This window comes from Mucilaginibacter roseus, from assembly GCF_021215455.1.
Lineage (GTDB): Bacteria > Bacteroidota > Bacteroidia > Sphingobacteriales > Sphingobacteriaceae > Mucilaginibacter > Mucilaginibacter roseus.
The window spans coordinates 205,309-228,451 of sequence record NZ_JAJPWV010000002.1; the positions used below are offsets into that span (position 1 = coordinate 205,309).

General features: G+C 44.2%; 11 protein-coding genes. 4 read left to right on the plus strand and 7 right to left on the minus strand.

The features are described 5' to 3' along the window. Positions 1-313 precede the first annotated feature (313 nt). On the minus strand, positions 314-2,263 hold the full coding sequence (gene nagB, locus LT679_RS05730) for a glucosamine-6-phosphate deaminase (RefSeq protein WP_262909253.1): 1,950 nt from the start codon (positions 2,261-2,263) through the stop codon (positions 314-316). A gap of 111 nt (positions 2,264-2,374) precedes the next feature. Then, the gene (locus LT679_RS05735) at positions 2,375-3,589 is read right to left on the minus strand and encodes an ROK family transcriptional regulator (protein ID WP_232176404.1); all 1,215 of its coding nucleotides are present in this window, start codon (positions 3,587-3,589) and stop codon (positions 2,375-2,377) included. A 331-nt stretch (positions 3,590-3,920) separates the two neighbouring features. Here LT679_RS05735 and LT679_RS05740 point away from each other — a divergent pair, with 331 nt between their 5' ends. Then, positions 3,921-4,799 (plus strand): N-acetylglucosamine kinase, encoded by an 879-nt coding sequence (locus LT679_RS05740; protein WP_232176406.1) that lies wholly within the window; start codon positions 3,921-3,923, stop codon positions 4,797-4,799. 98 nt (positions 4,800-4,897) lie between these two features. Continuing rightward, entirely contained in the window at positions 4,898-7,420 is a 2,523-nt protein-coding gene (locus tag LT679_RS05745; RefSeq protein ID WP_232176408.1) for a family 20 glycosylhydrolase, read from the plus strand. Between the two features lie 104 nt (positions 7,421-7,524). On the opposite strand, the gene LT679_RS05750 is transcribed toward LT679_RS05745, so the two are convergent. Further along, positions 7,525-9,618 (minus strand): glycoside hydrolase domain-containing protein, encoded by a 2,094-nt coding sequence (locus LT679_RS05750; protein WP_232176410.1) that lies wholly within the window; start codon positions 9,616-9,618, stop codon positions 7,525-7,527. 145 nt (positions 9,619-9,763) lie between these two features. Continuing rightward, positions 9,764-12,091 (minus strand): PAS domain S-box protein, encoded by a 2,328-nt coding sequence (locus tag LT679_RS05755; protein WP_232176412.1) that lies wholly within the window; start codon positions 12,089-12,091, stop codon positions 9,764-9,766. A 182-nt stretch (positions 12,092-12,273) separates the two neighbouring features. Between LT679_RS05755 and LT679_RS05760 the strand changes: the two genes are divergently transcribed. Together LT679_RS05760 and LT679_RS05765 are read left to right on the plus strand one after the other, a co-directional pair. Further along, entirely contained in the window at positions 12,274-12,981 is a 708-nt protein-coding gene (locus LT679_RS05760) for an SGNH/GDSL hydrolase family protein (RefSeq protein ID WP_232176415.1), read from the plus strand. An 81-nt stretch (positions 12,982-13,062) separates the two neighbouring features. Continuing rightward, positions 13,063-16,068, plus strand: coding sequence for a PAS domain-containing protein (locus tag LT679_RS05765; RefSeq protein ID WP_232176417.1), 3,006 nt, complete (start codon positions 13,063-13,065; stop codon positions 16,066-16,068). 52 nt (positions 16,069-16,120) lie between these two features. Here LT679_RS05765 and LT679_RS05770 read toward each other — a convergent pair whose 3' ends face one another. The 3 genes from LT679_RS05770 to LT679_RS05780 all read right to left on the minus strand — a co-directional run bounded on the left by LT679_RS05770 (position 16,121) and on the right by LT679_RS05780 (position 22,941). Beyond that, complete coding sequence (locus LT679_RS05770) at positions 16,121-17,953, minus strand: glycoside hydrolase family 35 protein (RefSeq protein ID WP_232176420.1); 1,833 nt, start codon at positions 17,951-17,953, stop codon at positions 16,121-16,123. 114 nt (positions 17,954-18,067) lie between these two features. Then, the gene (locus tag LT679_RS05775; protein WP_232176423.1) at positions 18,068-19,717 is read right to left on the minus strand and encodes a RagB/SusD family nutrient uptake outer membrane protein; all 1,650 of its coding nucleotides are present in this window, start codon (positions 19,715-19,717) and stop codon (positions 18,068-18,070) included. A 56-nt stretch (positions 19,718-19,773) separates the two neighbouring features. After that, on the minus strand, positions 19,774-22,941 hold the full coding sequence (locus LT679_RS05780) for a SusC/RagA family TonB-linked outer membrane protein (RefSeq protein ID WP_232176425.1): 3,168 nt from the start codon (positions 22,939-22,941) through the stop codon (positions 19,774-19,776). Between the last annotated feature and the right edge of the window lie 202 nt (positions 22,942-23,143).

Sequence of the window (23,143 nt, forward strand, 5' to 3'; positions counted from 1 at the left end):
GCTGCGTCCTGCCCGGTGAAAGGTTGTGCTTTAGCAAGACTTGTGCTATTCCGGGCATTCCTGATGCCGGTAAAAAGGTTATTTACGGTTTGTGCTTCTGATTAACAATCTATCTGTCATTCCTAACGAGGTACGAGGAGGAATCTGTCGATTTGTTAATGCCTGTGTAATGATCTTTTACCACCGCTCGATAGTTTAACTCCCTCTCATTGATAGGATTAGGATGGGGTGAAACAATTAAGCCTGGGTTCTGCAATTAAGCGGAACACCAGGCTTCTTTTTTAATTAACCCCTTAACTAAAAAAAGTTCTTGTTAAAACTCCCAGCGCACAAAAGCCTCTATGGCTTCGTACTCGGCAAGGCCAAGCTCGTCGTAAGCACGAGCAGTTTCGGCAGTGCGTTGTTCGGCGCGTACCCAAAACTCGCGTGCATCATCACCAGGAAATACAGGCAAATCCTTTTGCGACTGGTGTTTGTATATGGCTAAACGTTTACGCATCACCTCTTGCGGTGAAAGCGGAACAGCCATTTGTATTTCGTGTATTTCAAACTCGTGCCATGCACCACGGTATAACCACAGCCAGCAATCGTCAACCCATTCCTCGGTACCTTTAAGGCGTTGCAAGGCAGCCAAAATTACATCAAAGCAAACTTTGTGCGTACCATGCGGGTCGGCAAAATCACCGGCGGCAAAAACCTGGTGTGGTTTTACTTTACGTAAAAGCTCAACAGTTTGTTGTATATCATCTTCAAAACTTACGTTGCTGTTAGTTTTCTGCCTGTCGTAAAATGGCAGGTTCTGGAAATGGATATTCTCATCAGGCAAACCGGCAAACCGTGCTCCTGCTATAGCCTCGCCCTTACGTATCAATCCCTTAACATCGCGTATAGCAATCTGGTCGGGCTGATTTGGGAGCTTCTTACCTATAAACTCACGGCTCTCTCGGTAAGTATTTTCAAGCGTAGTAGTATCAATCCCTTGCGCTTTGTTAAAATCAATTGCAAACTCCATAAAACGCAGCACATCATCATCCCAAACAGCAGTATTACCTGATGTTTGGTAAGCAACGTGCACCTCATGCCCCTGGTCGGCCAGACGAATGAAGGTACCACCCATCGAGATCACGTCATCATCAGGGTGCGGGGAGAAAATGATTGAGCGCTTTTTAGCGGGATCTTTACGTTCCGGGCGCTGGCTGTCGTCAGCATTTGGCTTACCACCCGGCCAGCCAGTAATGGTGTGCTGCAGCTTGTTAAATATGTCGATATTGATGTTGTACACTGGCCCTTTTTCAGTAGCCAGTTGCGCCATACCGTTATTATTATAATCTTCTTCGGTGAGTTTAAGGATAGGCTTACCGGTAGTTTTTGAAAGCCAAACCACGGCTTTTTTTATCAATTGGATGTCCCAAACGCAATCGCGTACCAGCCAAGGCGTATCAAAACGGGTTAGCTCGGCAGCAGCATCCTGGTCGAGAATAAATTCCACCTTATCAGAGAGTTGCAAATATGTTGCAGGAACTTCTGATGATACTGAACCTTCAACCGCCTTTTTAATAATGCTGGCCTTTTTAAGGTTCCAGGCCATCAAAATGATCTCACGGGCCTTGAATATCGTACCAACACCCATCGTGATGGCTTTGGTAGGTACGTTCTCCTTGCCACCAAAATCACGAGACGCATCGCGGCGGGTAAGGTCATCAAGCGTTACCAGGCGTGTACCTGAATTTGGCGCTGAACCCGGCTCGTTAAAACCGATGTGACCGGTACGGCCTATACCCAGTATTTGCAGGTCGAGCCCACCGTATGAATTTATTTTTTGCTCGTAGTTGATGCAGAATTGAGCCACATCTTCCTCAGCCAGCGTACCATCAGGTATATGTATGTTCGCCGGATCGATGTCGACATGGTCAAACAGTTGCTGCTTCATAAAAGTAACGTAGCTCTGCTCGGCGTCAGGCTGCATCGGGAAGTACTCGTCCAGATTAAAGGTAACTACATTTTTAAAGCTCAGCCCCTCCACTTTATGTAAACGAATCAGCTCTTTATAAACCTTAACGGGAGTAGCACCGGTGGCTAAACCTAAAACAGTTTTTTCTCCGCGGCTTTGTTTATCGCGTATCAGCGCAGCTATGCGTGCGGCCACACTGTTTGAGGCAGCTGTTGAATCCGGGAATACAGTAACAGGTAGTTTTTCGTAACGGGTTTCTTCAAGCAGGTTGAGTCGTGACATATATTGGAATGTAGTTTGGTTACTCTGCAAATTAAACAAACTTACTTATATTTTTTAAATAATAAATAAAACTTATTAAATAATTTACAAAGTACGACACACAATTAGATGCAGTATATACAGCTTAATATCTATAATGTTTTATTTATTTTTTGACGTGCCGCCGTGTACTTTATTAAAGCTCTCCATTACCAGGATTGCCGCTCCAATCAGCTCTGCGTCAAACCCAATTTCAGATATGAATAGCTCCGTTCCTTGTGCCAGGCGAGGTATGCAATACTTGTTAAGCGCCTGTTGTATAGGGGCTAACAAAAGTTTACCAACCTTAACTCCACGGCCACTAAGTACTATGGCCTTGGGGTTAAGTATATGTATCAGAATAGATAGCGCACGGCCTATCTTGTACGCAGCATCCGAAAGTAATTCAATTGCGTATTGATCACCTTTGTTGGCCGCATCCATCAATACGTTACCAACGGCAAGATTAGAATGATCATCCGTTATATAATGTTGCAGGCTTGACTTCTGTCCGCTTTCAACACCCTCTATGGCTTTTTGAGCTACTGCCATTAAAGAGGCTTCGGCTTCTAAACATCCCTGTTTGCCGCAGGCACAAAGCGCGCCTTCCTCGGCAATGGGTATATGGCTAAACTCCCCGGCAAAACCATTTTCCCCGCGGAATATCTGTCCGTTAATGATCATGCCTAAGCCTATCCCCCAACCAATATTGATCACCATTACATCCTTAATCGATTTAGCTATGCCGAATTTTAATTCAGACAAAGCGATAAGGCTCGAATCGTTATCAATATACACCGGAAGTTCTACGGCATCGCCAATATATTGCGTAAGGCTTTTACTTCCGGCATCAAGGTAAGTGTAGTTAATTCCTTCGTTTACGTTTACAAAACCCGGCATACCAATGCCTACCCCTATTATCTTTTCTTTATCAACCTTCGCCTTTTCTATATGGTTGTTAATTAACGATACCAAAGAGTCAAGCGCTTGCGGATTGTCCAGTAACTTTAAGCTGATGATCTCTATGGGCGAAACAAAATTATTCAACAGGTCAACAATGCCAATACGCGTTGAAAGCTGATCCATCGCTACGGTAACGATGTATAACCTATCGTGCCTGACTGAGTACATCAATGGCCTGCGGCCGCCGCTCGATGGGGCATAACCTTGCTCTACAACAAAACCTGCCTCAATTAAATGATTCACTGCCTTGGTAACCAGCGGTATACTTTTATCAATGCGTGCGCTTAGCTCAGCGCTTGATAATTGCTCGCTGTAATACAAATTTTGTATTATCTCTGCATAAAGCTTAGCTGTTTTCTTGTTGGCGTTGAACATACAGGTTTATAATCCTCAAATAGCAAAAAGTTAGTGTTGTAAATCGTATTCTAACAAACACCATACTCAAATTTAAGTTCTGTAACGTATTGTTAAAATATATGACGCTAATATAAGCAGAGGCGTTACATATTTTTACAAGGGTCATCTAAATTTTATAAAACACAAAAAATCTTTTTAAAAAAATTTTAAAGTTTTTATACCTTTTTATTAGTTTTGATTAACTGACTACTATAAACTTAAGCTGTCCCCACCTGAAGATATCGTAGTAATATTAATTTCCGGCCGTATTTTACCGGCGGAGCGTAAAAACACTTAAATAATTAGTTCAATGAAACTTATTGCAGACAGCGGCTCTACCAAAACTGATTGGTGCCTATTGGGCGACAACAACTCCATAACGTATTTTGATACCGAAGGATTTAACCCGTATTATGTTGATGCGGATTATATTTACAACGCCATAGTGGCCAAGCTGCCTGCTAACCTTGATACAGAGAAGGTAAAAGAGATTTATTTTTATGGTGCCGGCTGTAGTGGCGACAAAAACCCAATAGTGGAAACCGCCCTTGCTCGCATTTTTAAACATGCGCACATTGAGGTTGAACACGATTTGCTGGCAGCGGCCCGTGCGCTTTTGGGCGATGATACCGGATTTGTAGCTATTTTAGGCACAGGCGCCAACAGTTGCCTGTACAACGGCAAAACTATAACCCATCAAATTGATTCGCTTGGCTTTATGCTTGGCGATGAAGGCAGCGGCGCTTACATTGGCAAGCAGCTATTAGTTAGTTACGGCAGGGGTCAGTTGCCTGAAGACCTGCGTATTGAATTCTGGAACGAATACGGCCTCACGCCTGACGATATTGTGGAACACGCCCACTCCAAACCTTTACCCAACCGGTTTTGCGCAAGTTTTGTACGCTTTATAGCGCCGCGCATGGAACACCCTTATATCAACCGTATTATCCGTAAAGCATTTACCGATTGCTTTGAGAATATGATCTCGTTATACCCGGATTTTAAACTTTATTCACTTAATTGTGTCGGATCAATAGGCTATATGTTTTCGGCAATATTGAGCGATGTGGCAAAAACCTATGGTATGCGTACCGGCAATATTATAAAAGCGCCAATTGAAGGATTAATAAGCTATCATGCTAAAGCCACTGTTCAGCCATTAGGTGATGCTAATGAGGCGTCAATATAAGCCGCTAAACAGCTTTATCTAATTTATCGGCAGGTTTTTTGCAACCGCATAATATATTTACGTGTTAAACTAAGGGGCTTGCCTCTAAATATACATTTATGAGAAAATCGGTTTTAATAATATTTTCTGTAATGATAAGTGCCGTGGCATTGGCGCAAAGCAAAAATCCGTTTAATGCCGCTGATTTAAGGTTAAGCTGGCAAATTGTTGAAAATCCATATGCCAATACCACACAGGCGCGCGCTCTGATAACCTTAGTTAACAAGGGTAGCAAACCCATACCGGCAAAGGGCTGGAAGATATATTTTAATGCCACCACCACCCGCACCGGCCCGGATAAAATTTTATTGGTAGACCGCGTGAACGGCGACTTATTCGCGTTATACCCAGGCAGCGGCTTTAAAAGTGTCGCCGCCGGAGACTCCATATCGTCAAGCGTGTTGCAAGGGCATGTTAAGGATGTTACCGACTTTCCGAAAGGATTTTATATCGTTTTTAACAACGAACCCGAAAAAGGCTATCCGCTGCTTACCGATATTACCAACCAGGTAAATGTAGACAAGAGCGAAAAAGCGCTGGCCGAAAAAATTTATCGCCAAAATGAGCTGATAACCGATGTACCTGCCGCTAACTTATCGCCGGTATTACCTACCCCGGTTAGCTACAAACGTGCCGCCGGTAGCTTTAAGCTCAATCCGCAGGTTAAAATTATTAATGACCCGGCTTTTATTAAGGAGGCTACCTATTTTAAAGATGAATTGGCCAAAGTTTTAGGCAGTAAACCACAAACCGGTTTTACCGAAAAATATAACGTCATCGTACTTCAAAAAGGCGGCAATAACGGCGCGGAAGGTTACCAGCTACAAGTAACGCCGGGGCGTATAACTATAAGCGCGACTAACGGAGCGGGTATATTTTACGGGTTGCAATCGTTGAAAAACCTGTTGCCGGCAAGCGCCTGGTCTGGTACACAAAAAAACTTTGATATCCCTGCCGTTACAATCACAGATGCCCCGCGTTTTGAACACCGTGCATTTATGATGGACGTTGCCCGTAATTTTCAGCCCAAATCGCATTTGATCAAGGTGATCGACCTGTTATCCTTTTATAAATTCAATGTGCTGCACATGCACTTTGTTGATGATGAGGGCTGGCGTATAGAAATACCCGGGCTGCCTGAGCTTACCCAAACCGGCTCAACACGCGGGCACAGCACTAACGAGCTTAACGCAATTAACCCTGCTTACGGCTCAGGCCCTGATACCACCAACCAGGCAGGCAGCGGCTATTACAGCAGGCAGGAATTCATAGAAATTTTGCGTTATGCTAATGAAAGGCATATAAGGGTAATACCAGAAATTGAAACACCCGGGCATGCGCGCGCTGCTATTAAAGCGATGGACGCGCGTTACAGCCGCCTGATGAAACTTGGCAAAAAAGCCGAGGCTGAACAATATTTACTGCGTGATATTAACGACAAATCAAGCTACCGCTCAGTACAGGGTTTTAGCGACAACGTTGTAAATGTAGGCCTGCCATCGGTATACTCTTTCCTGGAAAAAGTGTCTGACGAGCTGATAGCCATGTACAAAGAAGCTGGTGCGCCTTTACAAACCATACATTTTGGTGGCGATGAAGTGCCTGCCGGCGTCTGGGAAAAATCGCCGGTAATTGCTGATCTGATGAAGAAAGACTCGAGCATTAAAAACACATCCGACCTGTGGTTTTACTACTTCGGTAAGGTAAACAACATGCTCAAATCAAAAAGCCTGTACTTATCCGGTTGGGAAGAAATCGGTTTAACCAGTGGCGTAGTCAACGGCCGTAAACGACTGGTAATTGACCCACGTTTTGCCAATGAGAACTTCCACACCGATGTTTGGAATAACCTTGCCGGAAACGAAGATCTGGCTTATAAACTGGCCAACGCAGGCTATAAAGTGGTGCTGACCAACGTTACCAACCTTTACCTGGACCTGGCTTATAATACCAGTTTTTATGAGCGTGGGCAGTACTGGGGTGGCTATGTCGACCTGAATAAACCATTCTCTTTTATCCCATACAACTATTATAAAAATCAGAAGGAAAACGAGCAGGGCCAGCCGCTTAAAGCCGGATATTTTGATGGTAAGGAGCAATTAACCGAAGAAGGCAAACGCAACATTGTAGGCATACAATCGCCGCTATGGGCTGAGGTGATCACTTCTCCCGAAAAGCATGAATACCTGTTATTGCCTAAGCTGCTTGCAGTAGCGGAACGTGCGTGGGCACCTGACCCGCAATGGGCTACCGAGCCGGAGATTGCAAAAAGTGAGGCTATGTACAATCAGGCTTGGGCTGCTTTTGCTAACAAAGTGGGCAAAAGCGAACTGCCAAAGTTAGACCATTATGCTGGTGGTTTTCAATACCGAATTCCAACTCCGGGTATTGTAATTGAAAATGGATTGGTGCGAGCCAACATGCAATTACCGGGTTTCACTATTCGCTATACTACTGACGGTACAGAACCTGATGTTAACAGCCGCATGTTTACCGACAGCATCCCTTATTCACCGCAACTTAACCTGCGGGCATTCAACAACGAGGGTCGCGGCGGCCGTACCGTTAAAGTTGTACAATAAATTAGTGAGTAGTGAACAAACAAAAAGTTAGGGTTTAGACGTTAGATTTAGAATTTTAAAATTTAAAAGTAAGGTCGCTGTTTTAGTAAACAGCGACCTTACTTTTATTTGGCATTTATGTCCGTTATATACTGGTTTTGTGTACCCCAGTTCTTGTCAGGTTTATCGCTCAAGGTAAGGTTAAGTGTTCCGCCTTTACGAAGTTCGGCGTAGGTTAACCAGTTGCGGTTAAGTTGCTTACCATTCAGCGTGGCCGATGTTATGTAGATATTCCTGGCTGCGAAATTCGTGGTGGTAATGTTGAACTTCTTACCATCAGGAAAATTGAATTTTACGCCCGAAAATAACGGGGCATTTAGATAAAAAACCGGTTCGCCAACACAGGCGGGCATAATACCGCAAGCTGTGAAAACATACCAACCCGACATGGCGCCGCCATCATCATCCATCGTACGTACATAAGTATCGGGCTGGTTGCGGTATATACGATTTACAAACGGATCGATGCCACGGCTATTATCGTTAAAATAGTATTGCACCACTGTATCAGCTGCGTACTTGTGTGCCATTTTCTGTGATTTCCAGGGCTGCGAGGTCATGTTATACATAAACGGCGCCTGGATATCCGGCTCATTGGCGTGGTTATACAGATCGTTAGCAAAAAAATAATCCAACTGCTCCATATACTTTTGCTCGCCCCCTACCAGGTTGATCAATCCTTTAACGTCGAACGGAACAAACCAGCGGTATTGCCATATCGTACCCTGGTATAATCCGCGTGCCTGCATGCGGTCAACATCGCGCTTGGTAATATCCTCAAAATCCTTCTCCCAGTAATCCCTATACTTTATGGCAACCGCCCGGAACTTCGCGCTCTCCGCTTTTCGTCCGGCAATATCCATCAGGCGCGATAATGCCCAAGCATCATAACTCGACTCCAGCGCTTTATCAGGCTTGTCAAAATCGAGCCGGTTGCCTTCGGCAATCAGCGAGTCAGCTATTCGGTTAATGTCAAACTTAAAACCTTTACGCCAGGCATCCAGCAAAACTACAATGGCATGCTCGGTGCGCACGGTGTTCGATGGCTCGTGCTGGGTAGCGTAATCCTTTTTACCATATTTATACATGGATGCTATGGACGTAATCATGTCCGCATACTTATCCGGATACAATAGCGACATTAATGGCAGTTGGGTGCGATAATTATCCCAGATAGACCAGCCGTTATATACTGTTTTATTCGTTTTTTGCAGCGACCCATCCGTGCCACGATAAGTGCCGTCAGCCTCCGAAATCAGGTACGGCGATTGGACGGTTCGGTACAGCAAGGAATAAAACAGCTTTTGCGTTTCTGCATCACCGCTTACTTCAAGGGTGCCCAGGGTTTTATTCCAATCAGTATGGCTGGCGGTTTGTAAAGCTTTAATACCGTTATTTTTGGCCGATGCCTGCGCATGTGCTACATCAACTGATGATACGCCAATATTTAATATTACACCTTTCTCAGCCCCTTCTACCCTAACAATCAGTTTATGATCGGCATCCGCATCAAACTTAACAGGAGCATTAAAATTGATGGAATAGTATGTACGGTATACGCCGGCGCCGCAGGTTGTACGCGCGTCAACCCAGCCACTCAAAGTATTGCTATTCGCGGTATGTTCTTCGGCTACAAAGCCATTTGCCAGCGTGTGGCTTAGGTTGATGTAGAAACCATGCTTATTATTTGCCGGGAATGTATAGGCCTCCGTACCTGAATTTTTGTGAACGGCTATATTTGCGCTGATGCCATTTTCAAAGCCAATACGGTAAAAACCCGGACCGGCAGCTTCTGACGATTTTAGCAACTCTGTTTCATCCGGGCTATCTCCTAAAAACGGCTTAATGAGTATATTACCACCGCTGCCCATGCATCCAACACCCTCAAAACGGTTGTGCGTAAAGCCGAGCACCTTTTTGGCGTTATGCTCATAGCCTGCGTGCAGGTTAGGGTATGTTTGTGGCGCTATGCTCAGCATTCCGAACGGGTATGATGCCGCAGGCGATAACTGCCCGTGGTCGCCGGACGTTCCAAGAAACACATTCACCGCACTTGCCGGATCAGTTGCGCTAATTCCGGATTGCCCATGTGCGGTTTTCGCTGATATTACCGCAATTGCGCAAGCAACTGTGATAACAACTAAATACTTTTTTATCATATTATGCTAAAAGCTTTTATTCAATCAGCAATAATAACAATGCCGTATTTAGCTACCAATAGCTAAGGCGACATTTAACTTAAAGATTTTGTTACACCCGTTTAAGGCGCAAAACCTAAGCATTACAACGTTCCTTTTTATAACGCTAATTTTTATTTGGTTCTGGATTAATCGGTTCGTTGTGCAAGGCGTCGTTAATTTTTGTATGTATATCATGCACAATTTCATCCATCTCCCTAATGCTGGTGCCCAGCATAGGCAGTATCTCGCTCTTATCCTCTTCTTTATCTGCTATATCGATTAAATTCATCAGCCCCAGCATGGTTGCTACAGGTCGCCGCATCTGATGCGAACTCATCCAGGCTAATTCCCGTAAAAAGTTGTTCTGGCGCTGAATTTCCATCTCTTTTTCTTTCCGGTAAGTGATGTTTTGATATACGGCGATGTAACCATTATACCTGTTATTGCCATCGTTAAATGGCGTAAACTCAGCCGATACCCATAATTCCTGATTTTCAGCAGTATAGATAACCATGTCAGTAGTAAAGGGTTTATGCTCATTTAACTTTTCAGCAAATTCAGCGCTCAAAGGCTCTTTGGCATCCGGCCGGCTCAAAACATCATAAGGTAGCCGCCCTTTAATGTCACTCAGGGTGTAACCGGTTATGTGCTCAAATGCATTATTTACCCACGTAATCTTTTCTTCACGATCGGTCACTACGATCATGTTATTAACCCGTTTAATAATATCGGCCAGGCGCTTATTTTCCTGTATAGATCTTTTCAACGCGTCAATATCCCTGATAGCACCAATCAAACGTATCGGTTCCTGCTGTTCGTTAAACACAAAATAGCCCTGATCCATCACATACTTATATTCGCCGTTACCGCAATAAATACGGTACTCGCACTCCCAGTTGGTTTTGCGCAGGCGTTTAACGCGTTCCTGGCTGGCTACAACCTCTGCCGCGTCAGCAGGATGGATAAGGGAGCGCCACCAAGCCAGGTTATATTGAATTTGATCAAAAGGAATGTTAATGAGATGGGTTAAACTGGTGTTGTAAATAATGCTATCATTAACAATATCCATATCATAAATAACATCATGCGTGGCCTGGGCAACCAGTTCGTAACGCTCAACAGCTTCTTTGAGTTTAATATCCTTTTCCTTGTCTTCAGATATGTCTGAAAAATAAACAGATACGCCATCATTTGTGGGGAAGGCTGCCATGCGTATCCATTTATCAAGCACTTCCGAGTAATCTTCACGCTTGGTAATTACCCGCTCTTTTAACGCCCTTTGGTAGTATGGATAAAAACGGTTACGCTCCTTCGGAAAAATCGTGAATATACTTTCGCCCAACACCGCTGCCGTAGGCAAACCGGTCATTTGCCTGAAGGCTTCATTTATACGAATGATACGCATATCATGGTCGAGTGCAAAAAAAGCGTCAGATATGCTGTTAAGAGTGTCTTCAAAATTATAGAGATATTTATTTCGCTCTATCTCCAGGGTTTTCAATTCCGTAATATCCTGTGCCGAACCAACTACTTTAACATCGGGCGCTACACTTTCAAGCCTTGCAAGTTGCCTTACATAACGCATGCTGCCATCAATGGCTGTTATACGGTGGGTAACGTCCATTTGCTTACCCTTTGTAACCAGTTCGTGCAGGCCTTTCAGCATCAGGTCCCGATCCTCCGGAAATATATGGCTGACATATATCTCAAAGGCCGGGCGCTTATCCTCCTTACTCACACCAAAAATCTCATAAAACTCGTCGGACCATATGAGGTTGTTAGCGGCCGGGTAAAACTCCCACCCCGCTACTTTTGATATTAGCTGGGTTTCGCTGAGTTTCTTCTTTTCTTCCTGCAAATCCCGGTTAATTTTATCTAAGGATTGCTGGTATAAAATCTGCGCCGTCATATCACGCACCATGGCCAGCATATGCGGTTTACCGTTAAACTGGATATCCCGCAATGAAAGATTAAGGTAGAAAACAGATCCGTCCGCTTTTACATGGCATGAATTTCCGCAGGCATTCTGCAAATGCATTTCTGCCACAGATGACTTATCGCAATTTTGCTGATCAGGCATAGCCAAATCGGTCATCCTTTTTTTCAGAAACTCATCCGGCGGGTAGCCATATAGTTTACTGGCAGCCTCGTTTACCGATACAATGTTGAATGTTTCAGCATCATATATCCACATCGGCGTATGGTTGCTTTCATACATCTCGCGATACTGACTTTCACTTTGTTTAAGCTTTTTATCATCCGACCGGATAAGAAAAAACAGGAAAACACCGGTACACAATATAAAGAAGAACCCTTTGAAAGTACTGAACGTTAAAATTAAATGACTATTGGTATCATTAAGCAGGTATACAAGTGCCTGATCACTGAACGTGATCCAAACAAGACTCAAAATCACATAAATAAGGGCTATTTTTAAAGCGCCATATCTCATAAAAAAAATACTCCTAAAGTAGGGTGTACGTATAAGCTACAGGATGGTTACAACAACGAAGAAATACTGACCGGCTTGTTTATATTGGTTAAAACTAAGTTACAAACTCCCCGGCAAAAATACTTTTACTACAAGTAAATAATTATTAACTTTTGCCAACCATAAATTAACCTGTTCTATATATGAAAATCAGTTTTACAATTACAGCCTTATTTATTTGCTGCTCAACACTTTTTGCACAGGAAAAACCTGCACAGGAGGATTTTCGCGATGATTGGGCCGACCTTCGTCACTACGCTAAAGAGAACCAAACTTTACCGGCCGCTAAACCCGGTGAAAAACGGGTAGTATTTTTAGGCAGCTCCATATTTGAGTTTTGGAAAACCCGCATGCCTGAATATTTTGAAAATCACAAAAATTACGTTGATCGTGGTATAAGCGGACAGATATCAGGGCAGTTGCTCATACGTTTCAGGCAGGATGTAATTGATCTGAAACCAAAAGCAGTAATTATACTCGCCGGCAGCAATGATCTGGCTGGCTCAACGGGCCATGTAACCATTGAAAGCATCATGAACAACATCCGCTCGATGGTAGAATTGGCACAAAGCCATAACGTAAAACCAATTCTTTGCGCTTACCTTCCCGTTTATGAATACCCTTGGCGAAAAGGCTACCCCGCTGCCGAAAACATCATTGCACTAAACAAAGTTATAAAGCAGTACGCGGCGCAAAAAAAACTGGTATTGCTTGACTATTTTACCCCGTTAAAAGACGAAAAGAACGGACAAAAAGCCGAATTGACAACAGACGGGGTGCATCCTAACCGTAAAGGTTACGAAGCTATGGCACAGGTTACTGACGAGGCTATAAAAACTGCGTTAAAGTAAATTTCGTAATTGACTATAAGTAAGTTATATTCATTCTTTCATCAGATACAATGTAAATTCACTTAACCTTCTGCACATATTATGACATTCAGGGAAATTGAAGTAATTTTTGATGCTCAGCCTGTTCCTTGCCTGCTGCTGTCTTTACAGCATGAGTTGCATATAACCTTTGCCAACCGGGCATTGGCTAATGCCCTGAATGCCGCACAAAGTAGTTTTGCAGATTTGAGTTATAACGATTTTCTGCAAAAATATTTCAAAGCTGAAACACGGCATCTGCTAAGGCAATCGGTAATAGATGTGGTTAATAGTAAAGAGGTTTATCCTGAAAAGCTTTTTGCCATTATCAACGATTCCATGTGGGGCATTGATACCTACCCAATGCTTAATGAAGATAATGGGTTAATGTGCATCGTTCAGAATTTTCATAGCGTTGGCGGCACCGGGGCAGATGACTATCGCCATAAAAGTTTCGACCTTTTTAACTACAGCCCGGTACCTACCTGGGCCTATGATGCAATAACATTGAAATTTTTGGCGGCTAACCAGGCTGCGCAAGAAGTTTACGGATATACGCTTGAAGAGTATCTGAATACTACAGTTCGGGCGCTTTGGCACCCTACTGATGTGCCGGCGCTTAAACAGGCTATAGATGAAAAAGTAACTAAAGGCTTACCCAACGATCAGGAATTACGTCTGGTAACCAAGAGCGGCGAAATCATCGATGTTATCGTTAACTCAAAGATACTACCATCGTGGGGGCCTAACGTGCGCATTGTAATGGCGCATGATATTACCGCTCAACTTAAATCAGCTAAAGAGGCAGAACTTGCCAATAACCTGGAACGTTTAGAAAGACGCATTTTAGAGCTAAATTCACGCGCCGGAACTCCGCTCATTGATGTACTGAACAATTATATTGAAGGTATTGAGTGGATATTTCCCGAAATGATATGCTCGCTTATGCGGGTTGAGGACAACCGGTTATACAACTGGGCATCGTCATCGCTACCGCGGGCTTATTCAGCATCAATAGAGGGTGTAACAATTGGCGAAAAAGTTGGATCATGCGGTACCTGCGCTTATTTAAAGCAACCCGTAATAAGCGCTGATATAACCATTGACGACCGTTGGGACGATTACCGTGAGGCCGCATTGAGTAATGGTTTGCGGGCTTGCTGGTCATACCCCATCATGAACAGCAAAAACGAAGTTGTTGCTACGTTTGGTTTATACTACAAACAGGTAATGGTGCCTGAACAGCACGAAATAAAAATTATCGAGCGCGCGGCGGCCTTACTGAAAGTGATTATTGAAAACAGGGAATATGCCGCTACGCTTGAAGAAACCATGCGCCTGATGACGCAAGGACAGGAGTTAGCGCATTTTGGCAACTGGGCCTGGGATGTAGTAAACAATAAAGTGACCTGGTCAGACACCTTGTATAGCATTTACGGACTTAACAAAGGCGAATTTGAAGCTACCTTTGAGGGCTACCAGGAATTATTGCATGCCGAAGACAGGCAGCGGGTTTACGAAATAATTTCCGGCGTTTTAGCAAACAAACAGGACGTTAGCTTTGAAGAACGAATTATTCGCCCGAATGGCGAAGTTCGCTATCTACGCTCATGGGGAACATTAAAAAGTGATAGCAACGGCATGCCCCTTAAAATGGTTGGCGCCTGCCTCGATATCACAGAAAACAAGCGCATTGAGCAGGATTTGGAAATGCTTAAAAATCGCTACAGCGATCTGTTTCAGTTGAGCCCGCACCCTATGTTTGTTTACGATATTGAAACGTTGAACTATCTTGACGTTAACGATGCCGCTATACAAATTTACGGTTACAGCACGGATGAGTTCAAAGCCATGAACCTGCTGGATATACGGCCGGCAGAAGACGTGCCTATGTTTAAGCAAATTATACAGGGCGAAATTAAGCAGGGCATTCAACATACAGGCATTTCACGGCATATAAAACGCAACGGGCAATTGATGAGCGTTCTTACCCGCGGAAACCCTATTACTTATGACGGTAGGGCTGCGCGCATAGTAATCGCCATTGATTACACTGATAAATTGAAAGCGGAAGAAGCGTTAAAAACGAGTGAGCGCCGCTTCAGGGCTTTGATACAGGAAGGCTCTGACCTGGTGTGTATTATTGATAGCGAGGGTAATTACAAATACGTAAGCCCGAACGCCGTAACCATTGCAGGTGTTACTGCTGAAGAACTTACCGGCACAAACATCAGCCGGTATCTGTCGGCAGCGGATGCGGAGGTGTTGAGCACCGTATTAGCGGATATTAGCGAACATCAGCGCATTGAACTGCAGCCTATACTTTTTACGGATGATAGCGGCACGGGGCGATGGTTGCAAACCGTAATTACCGACCTTCGAGATGATCCGGCAATTGAAGGCATTGTTTTGAATTCTCGAGATGTAACCAGGCGCGTTGAGCAGGATAACATTATTAAAGAGCACCTTGAGCGATACAACATCGTATCAAAAGCTACCAGCGATGCTATTTGGGATTTAAATATAGTAACCGGAGAGGTGAAATGGAACCACGGTATTAACGGCATATTCGGGCATAGAGATCTGAACAATAGTTACCAGTGGTGGTACGATCGTGTTCATCCCGACGATGTAGAGGAGGTGGTTGCCAACGCTGAGTTTTCTATGGAAAGCCGCCTGTCACGATTCATGAACGAATACCGGTTCAGATGCGCTGATGGAAGTTATAAAACTGTTTTGGACCGTTGTTTTTTAATATTTGATGATGACGGAAAACCTGTACGAATGATAGGTGCCATACAAGATATCACCGACCGCATGAACTACATTCATGCTATTGAACACCGTAACGCTACACTTCAGGAAATTGCCTGGACACAATCGCACATTGTGCGTGCACCGCTGGCCCGCATTATGGGTTTGCTCGACCTGTTAAATCATTCGCCATGCGACCAGGATAGCAAGCTGATGCTCGAATATCTTAATCTATCGGCCAAAGAGTTGGATGATATTATACACAACATCATCAACAAAAGTCAGCCGGTAGATCTGAAAACAAAAACTGTATAAAACAAAAACGCAGCCTCTCGGGACTGCGTTTTTGGTAAAGGGGTATTTGTTTTTATTTTAACTCATTGAGTATCGGCTTAGCCAAGCTGCTTAATTCGGTTTGGTCAGGTTTAATCAACTCGAATACCACAACCTCATTTTTACCTTTTTTGAGCCACTCGGCAGGTACATATATGGTTTGTTGTGGGCCAATGCTCCAGTAACGGCCAAGATTATGCCCGTTTATCCAAACAACACCTTTGCCCCATTTACGCATGTCAAGGTAAGTGTCTGTGGCATTGGCAATTGAAAACTCGCCGTATTTTAATACAGGCTGATCTGTAACTACCTGAGTTCCGTTTATCTTAGCCGTTTCAGGCTGATCAAACGGTAACTGGAACATTTTCCAATTGTAAACCTGCTGCCCGTTAAGCATTACCGTTTCGGTTATCCCCTTTTTGTTCTTCAACAAATAAGGACCGAAATTAATGCGGCCCATGTTTTCAACCAGTATATCAAGGGTAACATCACCTGCCGGTAAATCAACCATCATGCTATCCTGACCTAAACGGCGATCAAGCATACCCACCCGTTTTGAATTAACGAATACTACTCCGTAATCACGCAGGTCTTTTATTTTAAGCTTTGCTTTGCTGCCACCCTTAACGGTTGCACGGTAAAGCACATAGCCGTAAGCCTGATTCATATCCTCAAAAGTAAGCGGCGTTTTATTTTCTTTCGGTGTACCTACAATGTTAAATACGCTTACCTGCTTTTGTATTTTAATAGCAGGCATGGCTACTGATGGTTTTGCAGCTGGCACATCCGGAATTTGAGTACCGGCAGGCAAATTCTTTTTGATCACTTCCCTAAACTGCATGAATTTATCGGTAGCGTTACCTGCTTCATCAAGCGGGGCATCGTAATCATAACTGCTGATCTGCGGCTCGTACGGGGTGCTATCTTTAAAGTTAGCGCCATTCATGAAACCGCGGGTTGTACCGCCATGAAACATATACATGTTAATGGATATACCACCGCGCAAGGCCGAGTCAAGGCGGTTTACATAATCTTTGGCAGGTACGGTATGGTGCGGTGTTCCCCACCAATCAAACCATGCAGGGTACCATTCCGCTACAAAATAAGGCCCTTTGCCGTTGTTATATTTATTAACCAGTTCTTTTACCTGTTTCGGGTTATCAATACCGTTAACGCCGGGCAGCAGGCCAGGCAAATGCCCGCCCTCAAGCGCCGGAACCGGATCGCAGGTTGAAAGTATGCCATCAAAACCGGCATCCCTGAACATTTTTTCGTTGATCTTCAAATATTCTTTATCGCTGCCGTATGAGCCATACTCATTTTCAACCTGTACCATCAGGATGTTACCACCATGATTTACCTGTAAAGGGGCAAGCTGTTTACCTACCTCATTTATATATTCGCGATACTCGTTCAGGTATTGTTTTTCTTTACTGCGTACCTCAAGTCCTTTTTCGGTTTGTAACCAGTACGGATAACCACCAAATTCCCATTCGGCGCAAACGTAAGGGCTTGGGCGTAATACTACCCAAAGGCCTTCTTCCTGGGCAATGCGTACAAATTCGGCTACATCATTATTGCCGGTAAAATCGTATTTATTCTTTTGTGGCTCGTGCACGTTCCAGAAAACATAAGTACCGATGGTGTTAAGGCCCATAGCTTTGGCCATTTTCATGCGCGCCCGCCATGCCTCGCGCGGTACGCGCGGATAATGCATTTCGCCGGATATAATTTGGAAAGGCTTACCATCCAGCACAAAAGTACTGTCGGCAAGGGCAAATGTGTGCTGCTGCTTTGATGCCGAGCAACCACCGAGCAGAAGGGCAGCAAGCAGGCATGTAATAACTGAGCAGGAGAATTGCTTCATAAATTTCTGATTAAGTAATGTATAATTTAAGTGGCTTTTTATAATTGCGGGGTTACATACCAAAATAAAGGGCTGGGGCCAAAGCCCCCGCCCTCTTTCCAACCAACCAACTTACTAATAACCTTCGTTTTGCTGCAACTGTCCGCCTGAAGCCTGAATTTCACTTCTTGGTATTGGCAACCAGTAGTGTTTGGTTTCAAAGTGGCGACCATCAAGGGCAACCTTAGGTGTGTAAGTAAATCCTGTTGCGGTTTTGGTGATAATTACACCGGCCGCAGGTTTATTCTCTGTAACGTCAGCAATCTTCCAACGCCTTACGTCGTAAAAACGGTGCTCTTCAAACGCAAGCTCAACGCGGCGTTCGCGGCGGATAGCCTCACGCATGGCCGATTGGCTGACACCTGCTGCTATAACCGGCATGTTAACACTTGGGCGCTGCCTAACCATATTCACGGCTTGCCTTGCCGACATGGTAGCACCGGACGGCGTAACATCAGGACCATAGGCTTCGTTAGCCGCTTCAGCAAAGTTTAACAATACTTCGGCGTAACGGATGTATATCCAAGGCTGAAAACCCGCGTTACCCCATGGGTTTTGCAATGGGTATGCATCGTTCATGTACTTTTTAAGGTAGTAGCCGGTTTTGGTGGTGTTCCAGTTATCAATACCATCACGGCTATCTTTACCACCCGGCACAAACGTTTCGATGTTACGCTCGCGATAAGGCGCGCCATTAAACAGGATGGTAGCATAAAAACGTGGATCACGGTTTGCATACGGGTCGCTCTCCACATAGCCTGAAGTAGGATCAGTGATAGGCTTACCGCTTGTCATTTCATAATCATCAACCAGGTTTTGCATAGGCGAATTACCGGCCCAGCCACCATAACCATTAGGCCCGTTAGCAATTTCAAGGTGTACATGGTTAGCATTCTTAGTAAATAAGCGCTCGAATATTACCTCATTGGTTTCGTTAACCAGAAACATATTACGATAGCCGCCGGTATAAATGCCATACTTATTAAGGCCTATTACAGCTTGCGCCGCAGTAGCTGCTGCAGCCCAAGTGCCAGTATTATATAGCGGGCTTGCTGCATACAATAGTAACCTTGCTTTTAGCGCCAGAGCCGCGCCACGGGTAGCCCTGCCTAATTCCCAGGTACCATCGTTATTTAGCGGTAGTTTAGCCGCTGCATCATCAAGTTGAGCTACAGCATAGTCAATACCATCTTTAATCGGCGCACGATTGAACAGCGCAGGATCCTGCAGATTATCGTTAAGGCCGACCACTCTGTCTCCCATTAATACTACTTTACCGTAGTTACGTATAAGATCGTGATAGCGATATGCGCGGATAAATTTCAATTCGCCCTCTAACCTGGTTTTGTGGCCGGCGCTCATTTGTAAGCCCGGCAAAACACTTAACGCGTAGTTACACTCGCGAATGCTGCGATAGCTTCTTGCCCAAATTACACCGGCACTACCCAAGTTTTCAGGCGCCATCTGTCCACGTTGTATCAACCACGTTGCGTCATCGTTATTATAAACAGACTCATCGGTGAACGAGCTCATCATGCTGTACTCAAAGCCACGGCCAAAGCCCGGATTTGAACCATCAGCCTCTTTATCCTGTAAACGTGTGCCAATGTAACGCGCGGTAACAAAGGCTTCAAAAACAGAGGTATCTGATGATATTGCCGATGTAGCTACGATTGACGTAGGCGTAACAGTTAAAAAATCCTTTTTACAAGCCGCAAGGCTCATCGCACAAAGTGCAAAATAAAGCGGCTTTCTATATATCAATTTCATCTTTACTTCAATTAAAATTTAACACTTGCACCTAAGTTGATAATACGTTGTTGCGGATAAAACTGGCCGCTGCCGCTTGTACCTTCCGGATCGTAATCCTTAACCTTGCTTATGGTAAACAAGTTAAATGCGCTGGCATATACCCTTAAACCGGAGATCTTGATTTTTTGCAGGAATGATGCCTGTACATTGTAACCAAGTTCAACGTTTTTCAAGCGCAGGAAGGATGCATCATTTAACCAAAAGGTATTATTATACTGGCCGCCGCTGATAGCGTTTGACGCACGCTCGGTTACACGAGGATAAGTACCGTTCGGGTTTGACGGGCTAAACCTGTTATCGGCCCAGCTGCTGTAAAAGTTACCTACGCTACCAGCTTCAGGCAATACGTATTGGCTAACCTGTGCCTGACCTGCGAATAATAATGATACATCAAAGTTTTTGTACGATGCGTTTGCGGTAAAGCCGTAAGTAATTTGAGGTATATTGCCATACTTGGTACGGGTTTGATCATCAGCGGTGATCTTACCATCATTGTTATAATCAAGATATTTCAAATCACCCACTTTAGCGCCCGGTACGTGCGGATACGCATCCAGTTCTGCTTGTGTACGGAAAATACCAATTGAGTTATAAAGCAATGAAGTACCAATTGGTAAACCGGTTTGGCGTTGATAATCAAGCACACCCGCGGCTTCATCAATAAATATTATTTTGCTTTTAGCGAATGTAAAGTTACCAGAGACACCCCAGTTGAAGCCCTGGTTGTTTGAAGCGTAGCCTAATGTACCTTCAAAACCCGAGCTGTTCACTTTACCTATATTTTCGTCAGGTGTAAGGTTAGGACCACCGTATGGGTTTACGATACCTGAAGAACCTGGTATGGATCCATTTCGTGCAGCAAGGATGCTTGATCTTTTTTGGCTGAAGTAAATGGCTTCAACTGTAAAGTTATTGAATACGGTAGCGTTAATACCAATATCGAGCTTCCGCGAAGTTTCCCAGGTGATATTAGGGTTAGCTAACTTGGTCAGGTTAATACCAGGTAAGATACGAGGATCGCTGCCTGCAACAAAACCATTGGTAACTATCGAAAAGTTGTCAAAGTACTGGAACTGATCGACAGCGTCATTACCCAAAGTACCATACGATACTCTGAACTTTAAATCATTAACGGCTTTAACATTATCCTTAAACCAGTCTTCTTTTGAAACACGCCATGCGCCAGAGAATGACGGAAAGTATCCAAAATTTTTATTAGATGGGAAAATTGAAGACCCATCCGCGCGGAATTGTGCTTCGAAAAGGTATTTCTCGTCGTAATTGTAAGTTAAACGGCTAATGATACTGCGGCGAGTATAGTTAGTACTGTAACCGGAGTTCAAATAATCAGTAGCGGCAGTACCACCTTGCGAAAGCTCAGGTAATTGTGTTGACAAGAAATTAAAACGCTGCGCATCAAAATATTCGCCATGTGTTTTGCTTTGCTCATAACCCACAAAGGCGGTTATATCGTGCAGGCCGAATTTACGTGCGAAATTTAATTTAATGTTTGATGTTACTAAAGAATTACTGTTATAGCTTTCCGTTAACGTGGCTTTTTGATTATTACCACCAGTTATAACCGGCAGGTAGGTGTCAGTCGCCTGATCGTAACGGTACAACACATAAGGCTTGCTAAAGCTTTTGTTAAACGCGTGTGATTTATCAACCGAGAAGAAACCATCTAATGAAAGGCCTTCAATACCCGGTAACTGATAACTACCACGCAAAATTCCGTTAAATACCTGTGTAGGATTGTCAACAACACCACCTGCGTCAGTTACCTGAACAGCCGGGTTATTATTCTCGATGCCTGTTGTTGGCAGTCCGTTAGGATAATACGCAGCTATAATAGGTTTAGCACGGTATATAGAGCGGAAAACATCACCCGCACCAATCTGCGGAAATTGCCTGTTCTCCTGCCTGCCTGATAACGACAAACCCACTTTTAAGCGGCTTGAGATGTTCGCATCGATATTGGAGCGGAAATTATATTGCTTGTACTTGGTTACACCGTTTTTGTAAATACCGTCCTGGTAAATTGTACCTAATGATGTATAATACTTGACATTCTCGTTACCGCCACTTACTGACAGGTTTTGCTGGTTTTGCAGGGCAACTTTTTTTAACGACTGGTCAATCCAATCTGTATTAGGATACAGCAGCGGATCAGAACCGTCTCTGAATTTTTGTATCTGCTCCTCGGTATAAGCCTGGTTTAAACCGCCTGACGGGCTTGAATCATACACAATCTCATTCATGATCTGCGCGTATGTGGCGGCATCGGCCATTTTTGGCAAACGCGTTGGAGAGCTAAAGCCCTGGTTGAACGTATAACTGATAGATGGTTTACCGGTTTTACCTCTTTTAGTGGTCACCAATATAACACCGTTTGCAGCACGGTTACCGTATATTGCAGCAGATGCATCTTTCAATACTGATACGCTTTCAATATCATTAGGGTCTAAACGCTCTAAGCCACCTATCTGGCCCGGTACTCCATCCACAACAACTAAAACACTGTTGTTACGTGTTGTTGCCAAACCACGAATAGTAATGTTTGAACCATCGTATCCCGGCTCACCGCTGCGGTTGTTAATTACCACACCTGAGAAACGGCCGGCAAGTGAGTTTGACAAGTTCGGTTGCGGGCTCTTCACCAGGTCAGAACCTTTAACCTGCGATATTGAGCCGGTTAAGGTGGCCTTCTTTTGAGTACCATAACCTACTACTACAACCTCGCTTAGTGATTTATTGTCGGCTGTTAACTGGATATTCACTTTTGAGCTGCCGCCAATGGGCCTCTCAACCGTTTGGTAACCGATGAATGAGAATACCAGCACATCGCTTTCGCTATTGGCTTGCACGGTGTATTTACCGTCAACATCGGTTACAACGCCGGTAGTAGTACCTTTAACAGTAACACTTACGCCTGGTAGTGGCGCGCCTTTTTCGTCAGTCACCACACCGCTTACCGGAAACTTGTTCACGTTAGCGCTAACCCGGTGTAATGGGTTAGTTACCGCAGCATGTACCGGCCTTACCGCAGCTACCGACAGTGAAAGCAGGGCAATTGCCAACGCTGCTTTTCGCGATAAACATGGAGGCGATACTTCATTTTGTAGAGTTTTTCTCATGCTCATAAATGGTTAAATAAAAATTAGTAATTGGTAAAATAGTCCGCATGGCTGCAATAGCCGGGCTACAGCCCAAGCTTTACATGTGTAAATAAGCTAAGCGGTTATTTTAGGTTTATGAGGCTAAGTTGGCGTTTAAAACCATCGCCAAAAAGGGGGCAATACATAAAAAAAAGGGGGTAAACTGATAATTTACCCCTAT

Bases quoted from the DNA above. Each gene is read 5' to 3' on its own strand.
- LT679_RS05750 (WP_232176410.1), bottom strand. From the start codon at position 9,618: ATGATAAAAAAGTATTTAGTTGTTATCACAGTTGCTTGCGCAATTGCG.
- LT679_RS05780 (WP_232176425.1), bottom strand. From the start codon at position 22,941: ATGAGAAAAACTCTACAAAATGAAGTATCGCCTCCATGTTTATCGCGA.
- LT679_RS05770 (WP_232176420.1), bottom strand. From the start codon at position 17,953: ATGAAGCAATTCTCCTGCTCAGTTATTACATGCCTGCTTGCTGCCCTT.
- LT679_RS05755 (WP_232176412.1), bottom strand. From the start codon at position 12,091: ATGAGATATGGCGCTTTAAAAATAGCCCTTATTTATGTGATTTTGAGT.
- LT679_RS05745 (WP_232176408.1), top strand. From the start codon at position 4,898: ATGAGAAAATCGGTTTTAATAATATTTTCTGTAATGATAAGTGCCGTG.
- LT679_RS05765 (WP_232176417.1), top strand. From the start codon at position 13,063: ATGACATTCAGGGAAATTGAAGTAATTTTTGATGCTCAGCCTGTTCCT.
- LT679_RS05740 (WP_232176406.1), top strand. From the start codon at position 3,921: ATGAAACTTATTGCAGACAGCGGCTCTACCAAAACTGATTGGTGCCTA.
- LT679_RS05735 (WP_232176404.1), bottom strand. From the start codon at position 3,589: ATGTTCAACGCCAACAAGAAAACAGCTAAGCTTTATGCAGAGATAATA.
- LT679_RS05775 (WP_232176423.1), bottom strand. From the start codon at position 19,717: ATGAGCCTTGCGGCTTGTAAAAAGGATTTTTTAACTGTTACGCCTACG.
- LT679_RS05760 (WP_232176415.1), top strand. From the start codon at position 12,274: ATGAAAATCAGTTTTACAATTACAGCCTTATTTATTTGCTGCTCAACA.